Below are 15,557 nucleotides of genomic sequence, written 5' to 3'. Positions count from 1 at the left end.
CGCGTCCAGCTAATTATTTCTGCGCCGCAGGAACGACTCGCGTGGGGCCAGCTCCGCTAATCACTTGCACCCGTTGGTTCAGCATAATTGGTACATCCGCTTCTTGCGCGATCACACGTGTCTCGCCGTTATCGAGCTTAACGGTGATTTCTAAGCCATCTTTCTTACCGACCTGGTCTTCTAGTGCATCGCCAGCGAGTGCACCTAACACAGCCCCACCAAGAATGGCCAAACTCCTACCTGTACCGCCGCCAATCGTACTTCCCAATATGCCACCCGCCGCGCCGCCAGCGACCATACCAGCACCAGAAGTGCCTTCCTTCTGAATCGTAATCGGACGCACGTTCACCACCGTGCCGTTACGCATCACTTGGTCTCGCTGCGCTTGATTATAGGTATAAACATTTGCTGAAGCAGAAGGCTTTGCACAACCTGATATCAGCGCAACGCTAGTCAGCGCTAGGCTTACTAGTGCGAGCCGACCTAGGCTCGCATGCGTAGAAGAAAATAACTTCATTTGAGTGACTCCTTTGAGCGAACTTATGCAGGTAACCGCAAACCATACTGCGCATGAAACTGCGCATCGATTTCAGCACGGCTCGGCGCATGGTTTTGCGGCCCACGTGAGGCGATCTTGATCGAACCCATCAAGTTCCCCAGTTTAAAGGCATCTTGCCAGGACCACCCGAGTGTCAGTCCATACAAAAGTCCACCACGATGTGCATCACCACAGCCGGTTGGATCCACCACCCCACTCGGGGTAACCGGATCAATGTGGTGCTGATGACCTTCCGTATACAGCGTTGCACCATTTGCACCGCGAGTCACCACAACCGCCTTCAGCCCCTGAGCAAGTTGCTCGATTGACTTACCAGTGCGTTGCTCCACAATACTAGCCTCGTAGTCATTCACGGTCATCGCCTGTGCCAACGCCAACATCTCGAGAATGTCTTTGCCATCATAGAGAGGCATCGCCTGGCCTAAGTCAAAAATAAACGGAGTACCCTGTGCACGCAAACGTTTAGCGTGCGCCACCATTCCAGCCTTCGAATCAGGCGCTACGATCGCCCAGGTTGCGGTACGCCCAGTTAAGTCGTTTTCAGCTGAGCGCTCCATCGCACCGGGGTGAAAGGCGCTGATCTGATTATCGTCTAGGTCGGTTGTAATAAAACACTGTGCAGTCAGCGTGCCAGGTAGGCATTGCAACAAACTGATATCAATCCCGAGCTGCTCAAAGCGATGCAGATAATCGCTGGCATCTTCACCCACAGTTGCGACTGGCACCGGCTTGCCACCCAAGAGTTTCAGGTTATAGGCGATGTTGCCAGCACAGCCACCAAATTCGCGACGCATACTAGGCACAAGAAACGATACGCTTAATGCATGAATACGATCGGGCAGAATATGTTCTTTAAAACGGCCTTCAAAAACGGCAATCGTGTCAAAAGCAACGGAACCACAAATCAATACGGGCGATGTCATACTTAGGCCTCAGGGAAAATAGCGAGTAATTTGAAAACCAGTAATTTGTAAACCAGTCACCTCGATCGGTAAGCGCAAATTGAGCTCTTGGTTCGGGAGAAATGGCTTGTCTTTAAATTGAGTAGGCAAATAGTCATTGGGCGCGAGTCTTTTTCGGACTACCGGCGTATTCGACGCATCTTTAAGCTCTAGCAATAAGTGCGGCCAAGGTTGCGGCTGCAATAGTCGATTACGCATTGAAAAGGCCAGAGTCATCGAAGCGGGGCGTCCTTCAGCTTGCGGTTCACTCGGTTGCTCGAGCGACGACCCGTCTATCGTGATGCGATCTAGGTGCCTGACAAAACTGACCTCACATCTCAAGGACTCGCACATTGTGTTCAGCACAGGTCTCAACCAGGGAATACTTGTCGCCACGTCATTACGGTAGACATAGGCTAACTGAATCAATAAAAAAACAAACGCAAAAAAACTCGCAAAACCCCAAATGACGGTTTTTAAGCCCGCGTTCGCTTCATCTTCAGCTAAAAACTCAGGGGGAGTTCGCCCAGCAACCACACCCTCAGTGCGCAAGCGCGCCTCACCTTGCACACTGATCGTGGGTTCGGGCCGATAATCCTGAGTGAAATCGATGCGCTCTATCGTCTCGGGCTCTTGTGGGGTTTGAGCAGGGGTTGTGACCAGTCGGTCACGATGACGCAGCACGGCAGGCTGCCCCATCCGCTGCAAGTCGGGCGTAGGCTCCGTGCGCAGAGCGGCCGCCGCGCGTGTTGACTCCACTCCCTTCGTTGCACCAGCCAAGCTTGTCAAAGTAGGTAAATTACTGACGAGCGCAGCCCCACCGTCGAAAATATGTTTGCATTGGCCGCAACGCACTAAACCCTCGTGGGCACGCAACTGTTCCAGCGACACAACAAAGTCACTTTGACATTTTGGACAACGCGTGACAAGACTCATTGTTTTACCCTAGGGCTTCGTGCCCGCCAAACACACCCAGCCATCGCGCGCTTGCCAAACTGTCAGCGGCAACCACGGTGCGTAAGCCTGTGCAACTTCTTGCGCTTGTCGTTCAAGCACACCAGACAATACTAAACTACCACCCGAGCACACACGCCCGCTAAGCATCGGTGCGAGCACTTTGAGCGGATTGGACAAAATATTTGCAACCACTACATCAAATTGCCCCTCGGCTAAGCCGTCTGGCAACATTGCCTGAATCGTAACGCGATTAGCGAGCGCATTGTCATGTGTGGCTTGTACAGCCTGGTCATCAATGTCCACCCCTGTTACAGGTCCAGAGCCCAACATCGCCGCTGCAATCGCCAAAATTCCCGAACCACAACCATAATCTAAGACCGTCGCCGTCCGTGGCAGTTCCTTCGCCAACCACTCCAGACATAAATGTGTCGTGGGATGGCTTCCCGTCCCGAACGCTAATCCCGGATCGAGTTGAATCGCGATACAACCAGCCTCAGTCTTTGCAGGCATTTGATCCGCATGCCAACTTGGTACGATCAAAATGTGCGCACCAACCTGAATGGGACCGAACTGCGACTGCGTTAGTCTGACCCAGTCCGCATCAGGCACATCACGCAAGTGCCAAGGCAACTCAGTCGTAGAGTCTAAATCTTGCCGCGCCATGAGTAACAATTGGGCAGGATCCGTTCCGTCAGCCAGCAACACAATCAAGCGATTGCGTACCCAAGCTTGAGTATTCGGTTCGCTACCCGGCTCACCGAAAAGCGGTTGCTCATCCTCAGTATCAAGATCAGCATCTTCAACAGAAACCGATAATGCGCCAGCTTCAAGAAGTGCATCGGACAGCGGCTCAGCCAGAGGTCCGGGACACAACAATACCAATTCACGCATGACAGTTTCCGTAAGCCGGGCTAAGCAGCGCGGCCAAACCGCTCGCCAGAACGCTCAAGCGCGTTCTGCAAGCTTATGTTCGAGATAATGAATACTCGTGCCGCCCTCAACAAAACGACTATCCACCATCAACTCACGATGCAGGGGAATATTTGTTTTGATGCCCTCAACTACCATTTCAGAAAGCGCTATCGACATGCGCGCGACAGCCTGCTCACGCGTATCGCCGTAAGTGATGACCTTGGCAATCATCGAGTCGTAGTTTGGCGGGACGAAATAGCCGTTAAAGGCGTGCGAGTCGATACGCACACCGGGCCCACCAGGCGTGTGCCAGTTCGTGATGCGCCCGGGACTCGGCATAAAGGTAAAGGGGTCCTCTGCATTAATACGGCACTCGATAGCATGGCCTTTGAAGACGATATCTTTTTGACGTAAGCTAAATTTTTCTCCAGCCGCCACGCGAATTTGCTGCTGAACGAGGTCAATACCCGTGATCAATTCCGTAACGGGGTGCTCCACCTGAATACGCGTGTTCATTTCGATGAAGTAAAACTCGCCGTTTTCATACAAAAACTCAAAGGTACCCGCGCCACGATACTCAATCTTGCGGCATGCCTCTGCACAACGTTCCCCGATTCGCTCAATCAACTTTCGATCAACGCCAGTCGCAGGCGCTTCTTCAATCACTTTTTGATGACGACGCTGCATGGAGCAGTCGCGCTCGCCGAGCCACACCGCACTGCGTCCGCCATCTGCAAGCACTTGAATTTCAATATGACGAGGATTTTGCAGGAATTTTTCTAAGTAGACCTCGGGATTATTAAACGCAGCGCCGGCCTCAGACTTGGTCATCACGACAGAACTTAACAGAGCCGCTTCCGTGTGCACCACACGCATGCCGCGTCCACCACCACCACCAGCGGCCTTGATAATGACGGGATAACCCACCTCACGCGCGATGCGCAGAACTTCTTGCTCATCATCGGGTAGCGCTCCGGCAGACCCAGGCACTACCGGCACGCCTGCTTCGATCATGGCGTTCTTCGCACTCACCTTATCGCCCATCAAACGAATCGACTCGGGACGCGGACCAATAAATACAAAACCACTTTTCTCGACGCGGTCCGCAAAGTCCGCGTTCTCAGACAGAAAGCCATAGCCTGGGTGGATCGCCTCAGCGTCCGTCACTTCAGCGGCGGCGATGATGGCGGGCATATTCAGATAGCTATCGCGCGAAGCGGGTGGTCCGATACATACGGACTCGTCCGCCAGACGCACATACTTGGCATCACGATCCGCCTCGGAATGTACGACAACCGTCTTGATACCCATCTCGCGGCAGGCACGCTGAATGCGCAGTGCGATTTCGCCACGGTTCGCGATCAGAATTTTTTCAAACATATTAGGCAATCACAAACAGAGGTTGGCCGTATTCAACGGGCTCACCGTTTTGCACGAGAATCTCTTTAATGACCCCAGATTTATCTGCTTCGATCTCGTTGAGCAACTTCATCGCTTCAATGATGCAAAGAGGCTCACCTTCTTTTACTGTTTGACCCACTTCCACAAACACGGGTGCGCTGGGGTTAGACGCGCGATAAAACGTACCAACCATCGGTGCCTTGACCGTGTGCCCCAGAGGCACGGGTGCGGCAGGTGGTGCAGCAGGCATCGCCGCAGCAGCCTCAGCACTGCCGGCAGCGGGCGCTGGCGCATAGGCTGGAGCCGGCGCGTAAGCAACAGGCTGCACTGCTTGAGAAAACTTCACAATCCGCACCTTACCCTCGCCCTCTGTGATTTCAAGCTCGGCAATGCCTGACTCCGCAACGAGATCGATTAAGGTTTTGAGTTTTCGCAGATCCATAGTGATTCCGTATAGTGCTGTTAAATAAAATGGTAGGGTCGATCTGGTGTGTTGGCCCGTCAAGCTGCCGTCTGGTGAAGGACGGCAAAACGCAGTGCCGCCTCATAGCCTTCCGGACCAAGACCGGCTACGACGCCAACGGCAAGATCCGACAAATATGAGTGATGCCTGAACTCTTCACGTTTGTAAACATTTGAAAGGTGCACTTCCACAAAGGAAATCTTTATTGCAGCTAGCGCATCGCGGATGGCAACGCTTGTGTGCGTATAAGCGCCCGCATTGATCACAATGAAATCGGTGCCGTCCGTGCGGGCTGCTTGAATACGGTCGACTAGCTCGCCCTCGTGATTGCTTTGATAGGTAGACAGCTCAACACCGCTCTCTTTAGCCAAGGCTGCAAGCCTTGCATCAATCTGGGCGAGTGTGGTGTGCCCATACACGCTAGGCTCGCGCAACCCAAGCAGGTTGAGGTTAGGGCCGTTCAAAACGAGGATATTTTTTGCCATAAGAGGTCGTCCAAGCCAAGAATGCTTTGTTTGCCACAAAACGTAACAAAAAAACAGTCAAGACGTACGGATTTATAGGCTAAATCCGGCGATTTGTCTATCTACGTCTTCGATTTCACTATTAGTTTGCTAATTCGGTGCCGCAAATCTTCGGGCTCAACCTGGCCTAAAATTGTATCGAAAATGGTGCCATCTTCGTTTAAAAGAACTGTAAACGGCAGGCCACCTGCAGCATTTCCAAGTGCTCTCACCATTGAAATTCCGGAATGACCGGCAACAACTAGTTTGTAAGATACAGGTATTTTAGATATAAATTGCTTAATATTAGCTTCAGTATCAATGCCGATACCTACAAAACCAAGTTCTGGTGAGTTTTTTGCGATTTCGTCTAGATAAGGCATCTCTTGAACGCAAGGTGCGCACCAGGTTGCCCAGAAATTCACGACCGTCGGGCGTCCCAGGTAATCGCGTAAGGCAACCGCACGACCGTCTAAGTCTGGCAGACTTGCCTCATAAAAGGCTGCGGGATCTGGCTTAGCGGGAGCCTCCCCTGACGACCGTACACCGATTGCACGGTTGGCGGCAGGCGCTCTACTCGACGAGGATCTCCAGGCAAACAGCGCTGTGCCGAACATCGCAAGCAGCCCTGCCGCACCGAACAGAATTGTTCTTCGTTTCATAAGCGACATCATAGCTTCAGATTGCCACTAGCCCCTAGTACAAACCGCTCGAAACGCAATGCGCTCTCCCTCTACAATGCGCACAGGAGATTCGTCATGCATCTGCACATTTTGGGAATTTGCGGCACATTTATGGGCAGCTTAGCGCTGATCGCCCGAGCCGCTGGCCATCGCGTCACGGGGTGTGATGCAGGTGTCTACCCCCCAATGAGCACTCAACTCGAAGAGCAAGGCATTGCGCTCATCGAAGGCTTCGAGGCCGACCAACTCGCACTCAAGCCAGACCTCTTCGTAATCGGCAACGTCGTCACGCGGGGAAACCCCTTGATGGAGGCCATTCTAGATGCCGGCCTGCCCTACACCTCCGGTCCCCAGTGGCTTGGCGAACACATCTTGCAGGGTCAGCATGTACTGGCAGTCGCGGGGACCCATGGCAAGACAACGACAAGCTCCATGCTGGCGTGGATCCTGCACTCTGCCGGCAAACAACCTAACTTTCTGATTGGAGGGGTTGCTCCTGGGCTCGAAGTGTCGGGCAGATACGACCCGGCTCAACATCTTTTTGTCATTGAGGCCGATGAGTACGACACCGCTTTTTTCGATAAGCGTTCAAAGTTTGTGCACTACCGGCCTAAGACGGCCATTTTGAATAATCTTGAGTACGATCACGCTGATATCTTTCCAGATCTTGCTGCCATCGAAACACAGTTTCATCATCTTGTGCGCACCATTGCGCGCTCGGGACAAGTCATCGCATCAACCGGCGAGCAAGCACTTGACCGCGTCTTGGCGCGAGGCTGTTGGGCCAAACTTGTCCGCACAGGCGAGAACTCGGGCTGGCATACAAAAGAGTTGAGCCCAGTGTCCTTTGAAGTCCGATGTGACAAGACTTCGCATGGGGTTGTGCAATGGTCCCTCACGGGCGCGCACAACCGCAACAACGCTCTCGTAGCGATCGCCGCGGCCTCACACGTCGGCGTAGATCCTCGCACAAGTATTGCAGCACTGTCAGCCTTTGCGGGCGTCAAGCGCCGTATGGAGGTGCGGGGGATCGTCGGCGACATCACGGTCTACGACGATTTCGCGCATCATCCAACGGCGATCCGCACAACACTAGACGGGTTGCGTGCACAAGTTGGCCCGCAGCGAATTCTGGCAGTTCTAGAACCACGCTCGAACACAATGAAACTTGGCACAATGGCGGCACGGTTACCGCAAGCACTCGAGCCGGCGGACTTAGTTTTTTGTTTTGGTCAACGCGAGGGGAAACAGTCCTTGGGTTGGGACCCAACCGACGTGCTTGCTTCACTCGGCGCGCGCATGCAAGCGCATCACGAAACCGATTCGCTCGTGCAGGCCATCGTCGATGCAGCACAGCCCAATGACCACATTCTTGTTATGAGTAACGGCAGCTTCGCGGGAGTGCACTCCCGCTTACTCGAAGCACTGTCCCGCAAGCACTAAGCTGGGCAACAAACTGAATCACCGGATATCGTATGTACGTTTTGTTTGAAGAAGAAGGCGCATTTAAGACTGGGCATATCATGTCCGAGTCAGATGCTGCCCTGCAAGTTGAATCCGAGTCTGGCAAACGCAGCAAAATCAAACGCGCTAATTGTTTGTTTACTTTTGCAAGCCCTGCGCCAGAGGTTTTGATGCCAGAAGCGCAAAAGCTATCGGAAGAGATCGAGCTACAGTTCTTATGGGAGTGTGCCCCGCAAGACGAATTCGATGTTGAAACGCTTGGCACAGACTACTTCGGCCACCCCGTCAACACACTTGAAAAAACAACGCTATTGCTGCGCCTACACAGCGCTCCAATTTATTTTCATCGCCGAGGCAGAGGTCGCTACCGTCCTGCGCCTCCAGAAATCCTTACCGCCGCGCTCGCTGCACAAGAAAAAAAACTACGGCAAGCTTCTGAAATGGCCGCCTGGGCCGATGAAATCATTGCAGGTCGCTTGCCGCAGGCGATTGCCGACTCGGCAATGATGCTGGTGACAAGGCCCGACAAAAATTCGCAGGCGTGGAAAGCGCTGGAGGCCGCAGCCACAAGCTTGCAAAAGCCACCCGAGCGTGTACTCCTAGAGCTCGGGGCTTGGCCGCATGCGCTAGCTCTACACAAGGGGCGCTTTATCGCGACCCATTTCCCGCGTGGCAAAGCGTTTCCCGACGAGACCTTACCGCCCGTTGAACGTGAACTCCCGCTTGCCGATGTCGTGGCGTACTCAGTTGATGACGTCACCACAACCGAAATCGACGACGCCTTGTCCGTTACGGTTCTACCTGATGGCAATCTAAAAGTTGGGATTCATATCGCAGCACCCGGGCTGTCGGTCACTCGAGATAGCGTCTTCGATAAATTGGCACGCGCACGGATGTCGACGGTCTACATGCCAGGCGACAAGATTCCAATGCAACCCGATTCAGTTATTACGGCCTATTCACTCGATGCAGGGCGTCCCACACCAGCGGTATCACTTTATGTAATTGCCAACCCACAGACTGGTGAAATTCTCTCGCATGAAAGCAAGGTCGAACGTGTTGCTGTCCGCGAAAATCTTCGCCATAACGCGCTTGACCAAGAAATTACAGAAGAAGCGCTGGCTGACCCATCGCTCACCCTACCGTACAACGATTGGGTGCGTCCGCTTTGGACGCTGGCACTCTCGCTAAGCAAACAACGTGATGTTGTGCGTGGAAAAACCGAGAGCAACAACAGGGTGGAATATAGCTTTTATGTAGACGGTGACCCAGACAATCCTGAGACTCCCGTCCGTATTGTGCCCCGCATGCGCAACGCACCACTCGACCGACTTGTTGCGGAGTACATGATTTTGGCTAATAGCACTTGGGGCGGGCTATTGGCAGCCAACGGCTTGCCGGGTATCTATCGGTCGCAACAAGGCGGCCGTGTACGCATGAGCACACACGCTCTGCCGCATGAAGCAATTGGCGTGGCGCAGTATGCGTGGTGCACCTCCCCGCTGCGACGCTATGTAGATTTGGTCAACCAGTGGCAAATTATTGCTGCGATCGAGCACGGCGTTTCAGCACCCTTGGTGGCGCCATTTAAACCTAAGGATGCCGATCTCTTTGCCATCATCGGCGGATTTGAATCGCAGTACACCGCGTGGCATGACTTCCAGAGTAATCTGGAACGCTTTTGGTGTCTTCGCTGGTTAAAACAGCAACAAATGACGGAGTGCACGGCGACCGTACTTAAAGAGGATCTCGTTCGCTTAGACCATGCCCCTTTGGTCTTTCGCTTAAGCGGGCTACCGCAGAGCGAACGAGGTGATATTGTCACCTTACAAATCCTATCAACGGATGAGTTGACCCTCGAGGTTGACTGCCGCTACCTCTCCACGCAAACATCATGACGATCCAGACAGCGTCCCTGGCCCTCAACGAAGCAGCCGACTGGTCCGTCGGTCAACGTCGTTTTTTGTATTGGGCAGTGTCTCTGTCAATTCTTTCCCACCTAACAGCGCTAGCGTGGAACTTCTCAACCGAGCCGGCCGCTGCGCCACTCCCTTCAGAAATTGAAGTCATTATGGTCAACGCACAAACTGATAGCGCACCTGCGCTCGCGCGTTTGTTTGCGCAATCGAATTTAGATGGCGGCGGCGATGCGCCCAAAGGCTATAGCGCTAGCCAACTCGCGCATGGTGGAACCTCACCCGACGATCTGATGCTCGAAGCGCTAGTTAAGAAAAGACTACAACTTGAAACGCAACAACAAGAACTCCTTACTCTCTTAAAGGCCCAACAAACGGCACAAGAAGGCCGCCCAAACGAGCATTTTCTGAAAGACACCGATCTGAATGGTACCGACGAGGACGACCAAGAAGCGATTATGCGTAATAGCCGTATCGCGGTGCTCACCCAACAGATTGAACAATACAGCGAACGACCGCGTAAACACTTTGATGCCCCCTCAACACACCAAACCAGGTACGCGCCTTATATTGATCAATGGCGGCGTCGAGTAGAACAAATCGGAACTCAGCATTACCCGAAAGGGGTTGGCGACAAAGTCTATGGCAGCGTGCAAGCGACCATTACGATTCGCGCAGATGGCTCAGTTGTAGACATTCAGATTAATCGTCCGTCCGACAAAGCCTTACTCAATCAAGCTGTGCGTCGCATAGCCCAATTGGCCGCACCCTTCGCAGCCTTCCCTCAAGAGATGGCCGGTCAACTCGATGAGCTTGTCTTAACCCGCACTTGGCACTTTGTAAACGGAGCGGTCACCACGAAATGACACTCACTCAGACCCCCACGCTATGCGCCGTCGTTGGCAACCCCATCGAACATAGTCGCTCGCCGACAATTCACCAGCAATTCGCTGAACAAACTGGGGTCAAGCTGCGCTACGACCGAATTCTTTCACCCTTAGACGGCTTCGCACGTACAGTAGACGACTTCTTTAGCGCTGGGGGCCGGGGGCTGAACGTCACCGTACCCTTTAAGCTTGAAGCCTGGGAGCTCGCGCGAACACACTTGAGTCAACGTGCAACGTTAGCGCGAGCAGTCAATACACTTTGGATGGAGCAAGGCGTATTACATGGCTGCAATACTGATGGAGTCGGACTGGTTCAGGACTTACAACGACTTGCTGCACTAAATACGGACACACGCGTTTTGTTAATCGGCGCGGGCGGTGCTGCACGCGGAGTGCTTGGCCCGTTGTTGGATGCAGGGTGCGCCAAACTTCACGTGATTAATCGATCTCCTGCACGCGCGCATGAACTCATCGCACAGCATCAAAAAGCAACCTCGGTTGCCCCTGACAAACTCACCGCAGGTGGATTAACGGAAGTCGGTATTCCCGGAAGCTGGGATCTGGTGATCAACTCGAGCTCGAGCAGTCTTAGTGGTGAAGCGCCAGCCGTGGCGTTTGGCCTCTACGCAAAGCATGCCTGGGCCTACGACATGATGTACGCCGCCCAGGCGACACCCTTCATGCTTCAGGCACAACGCGATGGCGCGGCACAGACGAGCGATGGGTTGGGTATGTTGGTCGGGCAAGCAGCCGAAAGCTTTTACATCTGGCATGGCGTACGACCAGATATTGCACCCGTACTGGCTAGCTTACGCACTGCCCTGCACAGTACCCACTAGGCATTACACTAGGACTTATGCAAACTGCACGCCGCTACCTCGCTCGCGAAATTTATCGGTCTACCTCGGTGGTACTGATTGCGTTGCTGGGCCTGTTCACCTTCTTTACGCTTGTGGACGAGCTAGATACTGTGAACGCTCGCTTTCCACTGTCGGCCTTGTTCTATCTGCAAGGGTTGTCGTTGCCCACTCGTCTGTACGACTTACTGCCGATCGGACTACTCATTGGTGCCATTCTTGCGCTCTCCGGGTTAGCACAACGCAACGAACTAGTCATTCTGCGCGTCTCAGGCGTCAGCGGGCTCGGACTATTGCGCATGCTTTGGACAGTGTCAATTCCAATCATCCTTGGCGCCCTCATCCTATCTGAGTTTTTAACGCCACTGGCCGAAATTAAAAGTAGCGAGGTCAACCTGCTGATGCGTGGCCGTGTCGAAGGGGGGCGTTTAGCAAGCGGGTACTGGTTTAAAGAACCGACCCCGAATGGTGGTACGCGCCTGATTAACGTAGGGAAGCTACTTGCCTCCGGAAACGTGGAGAATCTCTCTATTTATGAGTTCCCGGACGGGCTCACCCTCTCGGTCATGACACAAGCGAAATCAGGAAAGTTTGTCAAAGGTAAACTCGAAATGCAGGAGGTGGTCGAAACCCACCTAGATGCAAATATCAAGAACGTACTTGCCGATGCTAAGGTCACCGGGACGCCAGCAGCGACCGTAAAACACTTGCCACTGCAAACAGTGGACACTTCCTTAAGCAGCGAACGGCTCGTCGCTCGCATCCTTACTCCAGAAAGAATGTCCCTTGTCGCTCTACATGACTATATCGACTACCTGAATCGCAATCAATTGCAAGCGGACCGACAGATCGTCGCGGTCTGGAGAAAAATGGCGTATCCCTTTACGCTATTGGTGATGCTCACTATCGCCGCACCGATCAGTTTTATGCAAACCCGTCGTGGAGGTGTCGGTGCGAAAGTGTTTTTGGGTATTTTGCTTGGCACTGGTTTTTTTATGATTAATCAACTGGCGCTAAACGTTAGTCTATTGTTTAACTGGCCACCCGTGGTGACCGCGCTGCTACCAAACATCGGGGCAATGACTCTTGCGTTGACTGCCGTGTTCTTGATGGAAAACAGAAATGCCATCGCACAGCGTAATGGTGGATTTTTCTTCTCGAAGAAATCGCCGATATGAGCGTAGGTAGCATCTGGATGATCGGCGATGTGCAAGGCTGTTGCGACAGCCTGAATCATTTGCTTGAGCAGCCAAAAATCGCTGATGACCCCAACGCACGATTCTGGTTTGCGGGCGACTTAGTGAACCGTGGTCCACGCTCACTCGCGACGCTCAGACGCATTATGGCCATGGGCGACCGCGCCTTATCCGTACTGGGCAATCATGACCTACATTTACTCGCCATGGCTGCAGGGGCTAGACGGCCAAGCAAGCGCGACACGTTAACTGAGGTGCTCGAGGCCCACGATGCGCCCGAGATCCTGAACTGGCTAAGGCAGTGCCCTCTCGCACACTTTGAATACGGTCACCTCCTCGTTCATGCGGGTGTACTTCCGCAATGGTCTGCAGAAAAAACCCTGGCACTAGCCGATGAGGTACATGCTCAATTACGCAGCAACGATTGGAAACAATCCCTGCTAACCATGTACGGTAACGAGCCGGACAATTGGGACGATACGTTTCGAGGTCCAGAGAGGATGCGTGCGATCATCAATGCGTTGACCAGGATTCGTCTGTGCAACAAAGAAGGCCGCATGATGCTATCGGTCAAGACCGGGCCAGAAGTGATACAGCCAGGGCTGACGCCTTGGTTCAACATGCCCAAACGCGCAACACACGACGTTACGGTCGTCTTCGGGCACTGGTCTACCCTAGGTCTAACCCTCAAGCCAGACCTGATTTCGCTAGACACCGGATGTGTCTGGGGCGGCCAACTTACCGCTGTTAGACTACAAGACCAATTCGTCGTGCAGGTCGCCTGCGATCAGAGCGTCGATCCGCTCGCTGATTAAACTGCAAACCAGTCGACTAAGATTGGATCAACACGCTCAGCATCCTCGAAATTTACCCAATGACCGACATCTGGCAGAATCACGCCACGACGATTTGGTTGCCCTTCAATCATGTGCATCATCAAATAATCAGGTGTGCAGGTGATGTCATGCTCGCCCCAAACGATTAAGGTCGGGCCAGGGTAAACATCAAGAGCTGGACCAAGCAGCCCTCGGCCCGAAATTCCCCGACTGCGGAACCGAGTGTTAATGCAGGAATAGGTGTGGATGCCAATCGCAAACGGATCGATCTGTTCGTCGGCATAGATCATGTGCGCCCATAAGTTGAAGCGCATGGCCTGAAGCAACTCTTCATCCGTCAAGGCGCGCTTCCAGTTAACGAGTTTGCCGCGCTCACGTCTTGGTCCACCATGCCCACCGGGACCGAGTAATGCTAGACGCTTAACCGCCAAACCCTGGGCTGCGACGTTGGCAGACACTAGGCCACCAAAAGAAAAGCCGGCAAGATTAAAGGGCGTCGTGGGGCCTAAAAGCGATCGTATCGACGCAGCAGTAACTTGAACCATACTCTCAAAGTCGTCAAAATCAGGTGCGCTCGAATCCCCGTACCCGGCTAAGTCGGCGATATAAAGCGTATATTTTTTTGACAATGCGTCGATGTTACGTGCCCAATGCAACCAACTACCGTGCCCACCATGGATAAGCAACAAAGGCTCTCCTTGGCCGAACTGTCGCCACATCACTTGCTGGCCATCGACATCAATGAGATGGCGTTGGCATTTTTTTTCGTATTCAGCCATCCAATCGAGGGTGAGCTGATTGACTGGATTTGTCATCGAAAGAAATCCTCAAACTTTGCAATGCTATTGTCAGTTTGCAAATAGTATCGCAAGGACAACTGCTCAACACCTTTGAAATTGTGTAAATTGTTGGGTATCTCACTTCGTTTTAACAAAGGTCAGTCATGATTATCGATTGTCACGGTCACTTCACCACCGCCCCCGCCCAAGTGGCCAAGTTCCGCGCCGACCAAATTGCGGAATTCCAGCGCGCGGGTAAAGCGACCACTATGGCGCTCCCGGCAGTATCGGACGAGGAGATTCGTGCGGGCATCGATAAGAACCAGTTACGCATCATGCAAGAGCGCGGCATCGATATGACCATCTTCTCGCCTAAAGCGGTGGCTATGGACCACCACATGGGCAACGAAGACACCAACGTAGTTTGGGCGCGTTTTAATAACGAGCTCATCCACCGGGTGTGTAAGCTCTATCCCGACCATTTTGTTGGTGTGTGCCAATTGCCACAGGCTAGCGGCGTTGCGCCCGGTGCCCGCGCCATCGCAGAGCTTGAGCGCTGTGTCAATGAGTTTGGCTTTATTGGTGCCAACCTCAACCCCGATCCCACCGGCGGGCGCTGGACTGATCCACCACTATGGGATAAGAAATGGTGGTATCCGCTATACGAGAAAATGGTCGAGCTCGATGTGCCTGCGATGATTCACGTCAGCGGCTCCTGCAATCCGCACTTCAACGCGGTGGCAACACACTACATCAATGGCGACACGACTGCTTTTGTTCAGTTCATGACCTCCGATATTTTTAAAGATTTTCCGACACTGAAATTCATCATTCCGCATGGCGGTGGCGCAGCACCCTACCATTGGGGACGTTACCGTGGCATGGCCCAAGACATGGGCTTGCCTCCGCTGGAAGAAAAAGTATTGAACAACGTATTTTTTGACACCTGCGTCTATCATCAGCCAGGCATCGATCTATTGCTGCGTGTCTTACCCACAAAAAACATTTTGTTTGCATCAGAGACGGTTGGGGCCGTACAAGGCATCGATCCTTTAACCAATTGCTACTACGACGACACGAAGCGCTACATTGATGCGTCTCCGTCAGCCGATGTCCAGCAGAAGCAACAAATGTTTGCGCGTAACGCGCTAGGTGTCTATCCTCGACTAAGGGCACACCCGCGTTGCCAGGGCTGTTAACTCA

The 15,557-nt window shown here is 53.2% G+C and carries 16 protein-coding genes; 7 read left to right on the top strand and 9 right to left on the bottom strand.

Features of this window, described 5'->3' with window-relative positions; genetic code table 11:
- Positions 1-13: 13 nt before the first annotated feature.
- The 8 genes from KZZ10_RS07155 to KZZ10_RS07120 all read right to left on the bottom strand — a co-directional run bounded on the left by KZZ10_RS07155 (position 14) and on the right by KZZ10_RS07120 (position 6,398).
- Complete coding sequence (locus tag KZZ10_RS07155) at positions 14-517, bottom strand: outer membrane lipoprotein (RefSeq protein WP_259660797.1); 504 nt, start codon at positions 515-517, stop codon at positions 14-16.
- A 23-nt stretch (positions 518-540) separates the two neighbouring features.
- Positions 541-1,482 carry a carbohydrate kinase family protein gene (locus tag KZZ10_RS07150; RefSeq protein WP_259660796.1) on the bottom strand — a complete coding sequence of 314 codons (942 nt, stop codon included), beginning with the start codon at positions 1,480-1,482 and terminating at the stop codon, positions 541-543.
- Positions 1,483-1,491: 9 nt separating this feature from the next.
- Positions 1,492-2,436: a zinc-ribbon and DUF3426 domain-containing protein gene (locus KZZ10_RS07145; protein WP_259660795.1), complete on the bottom strand. Its 945-nt coding sequence runs from the start codon at positions 2,434-2,436 to the stop codon at positions 1,492-1,494.
- Positions 2,437-2,445: 9 nt separating this feature from the next.
- Positions 2,446-3,348 (bottom strand): 50S ribosomal protein L11 methyltransferase, encoded by a 903-nt coding sequence (prmA, locus tag KZZ10_RS07140; RefSeq protein ID WP_259660794.1) that lies wholly within the window; start codon positions 3,346-3,348, stop codon positions 2,446-2,448.
- A 54-nt stretch (positions 3,349-3,402) separates the two neighbouring features.
- Positions 3,403-4,749, bottom strand: coding sequence for an acetyl-CoA carboxylase biotin carboxylase subunit (accC, locus tag KZZ10_RS07135; protein ID WP_259660793.1), 1,347 nt, complete (start codon positions 4,747-4,749; stop codon positions 3,403-3,405).
- Position 4,750: 1 nt separating this feature from the next.
- Positions 4,751-5,212, bottom strand: coding sequence for an acetyl-CoA carboxylase biotin carboxyl carrier protein (accB, locus tag KZZ10_RS07130; RefSeq protein ID WP_259660792.1), 462 nt, complete (start codon positions 5,210-5,212; stop codon positions 4,751-4,753).
- Between the two features lie 59 nt (positions 5,213-5,271).
- Positions 5,272-5,718, bottom strand: coding sequence for a type II 3-dehydroquinate dehydratase (gene aroQ, locus KZZ10_RS07125; protein ID WP_259660791.1), 447 nt, complete (start codon positions 5,716-5,718; stop codon positions 5,272-5,274).
- A gap of 101 nt (positions 5,719-5,819) precedes the next feature.
- Positions 5,820-6,398, bottom strand: a complete 579-nt coding sequence (locus tag KZZ10_RS07120) for a TlpA family protein disulfide reductase (protein ID WP_259660790.1) — start codon at positions 6,396-6,398, stop codon at positions 5,820-5,822.
- A gap of 96 nt (positions 6,399-6,494) precedes the next feature.
- Here KZZ10_RS07120 and mpl point away from each other — a divergent pair, with 96 nt between their 5' ends.
- Genes mpl through KZZ10_RS07090 form a run of 6 tightly spaced genes read left to right on the top strand, consistent with a single transcriptional unit; the run spans position 6,495 to position 13,554 of the window.
- Complete coding sequence (gene mpl, locus KZZ10_RS07115; protein ID WP_259660789.1) at positions 6,495-7,862, top strand: UDP-N-acetylmuramate:L-alanyl-gamma-D-glutamyl-meso-diaminopimelate ligase; 1,368 nt, start codon at positions 6,495-6,497, stop codon at positions 7,860-7,862.
- Between the two features lie 32 nt (positions 7,863-7,894).
- Positions 7,895-9,781 carry an RNB domain-containing ribonuclease gene (locus KZZ10_RS07110; protein WP_259660788.1) on the top strand — a complete coding sequence of 629 codons (1,887 nt, stop codon included), beginning with the start codon at positions 7,895-7,897 and terminating at the stop codon, positions 9,779-9,781.
- Positions 9,778-10,665, top strand: coding sequence for an energy transducer TonB (locus tag KZZ10_RS07105; RefSeq protein WP_259660787.1), 888 nt, complete (start codon positions 9,778-9,780; stop codon positions 10,663-10,665). The genes KZZ10_RS07110 and KZZ10_RS07105 overlap by 4 nt, the downstream gene beginning before the upstream one ends.
- Complete coding sequence (gene aroE, locus KZZ10_RS07100; RefSeq protein ID WP_259660786.1) at positions 10,662-11,525, top strand: shikimate dehydrogenase; 864 nt, start codon at positions 10,662-10,664, stop codon at positions 11,523-11,525. The genes KZZ10_RS07105 and aroE overlap by 4 nt, the downstream gene beginning before the upstream one ends.
- Positions 11,526-11,542: 17 nt before the next feature.
- A complete protein-coding gene (gene lptG / locus KZZ10_RS07095; protein WP_259660785.1) occupies positions 11,543-12,721 on the top strand; it encodes an LPS export ABC transporter permease LptG in 1,179 nt (392 codons plus the stop codon).
- Positions 12,718-13,554 carry a symmetrical bis(5'-nucleosyl)-tetraphosphatase gene (locus KZZ10_RS07090; RefSeq protein WP_259660784.1) on the top strand — a complete coding sequence of 279 codons (837 nt, stop codon included), beginning with the start codon at positions 12,718-12,720 and terminating at the stop codon, positions 13,552-13,554. Before lptG ends, KZZ10_RS07090 begins: the two co-directional genes overlap by 4 nt.
- Here KZZ10_RS07090 and KZZ10_RS07085 read toward each other — a convergent pair.
- On the bottom strand, positions 13,551-14,390 hold the full coding sequence (locus KZZ10_RS07085; RefSeq protein ID WP_259660783.1) for an alpha/beta fold hydrolase: 840 nt from the start codon (positions 14,388-14,390) through the stop codon (positions 13,551-13,553). The genes KZZ10_RS07090 and KZZ10_RS07085 overlap by 4 nt on opposite strands.
- 128 nt (positions 14,391-14,518) lie before the next feature.
- Between KZZ10_RS07085 and KZZ10_RS07080 the strand changes: the two genes are divergently transcribed.
- Positions 14,519-15,553, top strand: coding sequence for an amidohydrolase family protein (locus KZZ10_RS07080; RefSeq protein WP_259660782.1), 1,035 nt, complete (start codon positions 14,519-14,521; stop codon positions 15,551-15,553).
- Positions 15,554-15,557 lie beyond the last annotated feature (4 nt).

The sequence above is a fragment of the Zwartia hollandica genome (genome assembly GCF_019923725.1).
GTDB lineage: Bacteria > Pseudomonadota > Gammaproteobacteria > Burkholderiales > Burkholderiaceae_B > Zwartia > Zwartia hollandica.
The sequence above is the reverse complement of the archived record's forward strand: the minus strand, read 5'-3'. Positions and strand labels throughout refer to the sequence as shown.

Excerpts from the sequence above, each read along its gene's own strand:
- accC (WP_259660793.1), bottom strand. The coding sequence starts at position 4,749 with ATGTTTGAAAAAATTCTGATCGCGAACCGTGGCGAAATCGCACTGCGC.
- KZZ10_RS07150 (WP_259660796.1), bottom strand. The coding sequence starts at position 1,482 with ATGACATCGCCCGTATTGATTTGTGGTTCCGTTGCTTTTGACACGATT.
- KZZ10_RS07080 (WP_259660782.1), top strand. The coding sequence starts at position 14,519 with ATGATTATCGATTGTCACGGTCACTTCACCACCGCCCCCGCCCAAGTG.
- KZZ10_RS07085 (WP_259660783.1), bottom strand. The coding sequence starts at position 14,390 with ATGACAAATCCAGTCAATCAGCTCACCCTCGATTGGATGGCTGAATAC.
- KZZ10_RS07120 (WP_259660790.1), bottom strand. The coding sequence starts at position 6,398 with ATGAAACGAAGAACAATTCTGTTCGGTGCGGCAGGGCTGCTTGCGATG.
- KZZ10_RS07105 (WP_259660787.1), top strand. The coding sequence starts at position 9,778 with ATGACGATCCAGACAGCGTCCCTGGCCCTCAACGAAGCAGCCGACTGG.
- prmA (WP_259660794.1), bottom strand. The coding sequence starts at position 3,348 with ATGCGTGAATTGGTATTGTTGTGTCCCGGACCTCTGGCTGAGCCGCTG.
- aroE (WP_259660786.1), top strand. The coding sequence starts at position 10,662 with ATGACACTCACTCAGACCCCCACGCTATGCGCCGTCGTTGGCAACCCC.
- aroQ (WP_259660791.1), bottom strand. The coding sequence starts at position 5,718 with ATGGCAAAAAATATCCTCGTTTTGAACGGCCCTAACCTCAACCTGCTT.
- KZZ10_RS07145 (WP_259660795.1), bottom strand. The coding sequence starts at position 2,436 with ATGAGTCTTGTCACGCGTTGTCCAAAATGTCAAAGTGACTTTGTTGTG.
- mpl (WP_259660789.1), top strand. The coding sequence starts at position 6,495 with ATGCATCTGCACATTTTGGGAATTTGCGGCACATTTATGGGCAGCTTA.
- KZZ10_RS07155 (WP_259660797.1), bottom strand. The coding sequence starts at position 517 with ATGAAGTTATTTTCTTCTACGCATGCGAGCCTAGGTCGGCTCGCACTA.
- lptG (WP_259660785.1), top strand. The coding sequence starts at position 11,543 with ATGCAAACTGCACGCCGCTACCTCGCTCGCGAAATTTATCGGTCTACC.
- KZZ10_RS07090 (WP_259660784.1), top strand. The coding sequence starts at position 12,718 with ATGAGCGTAGGTAGCATCTGGATGATCGGCGATGTGCAAGGCTGTTGC.
- KZZ10_RS07110 (WP_259660788.1), top strand. The coding sequence starts at position 7,895 with ATGTACGTTTTGTTTGAAGAAGAAGGCGCATTTAAGACTGGGCATATC.
- accB (WP_259660792.1), bottom strand. The coding sequence starts at position 5,212 with ATGGATCTGCGAAAACTCAAAACCTTAATCGATCTCGTTGCGGAGTCA.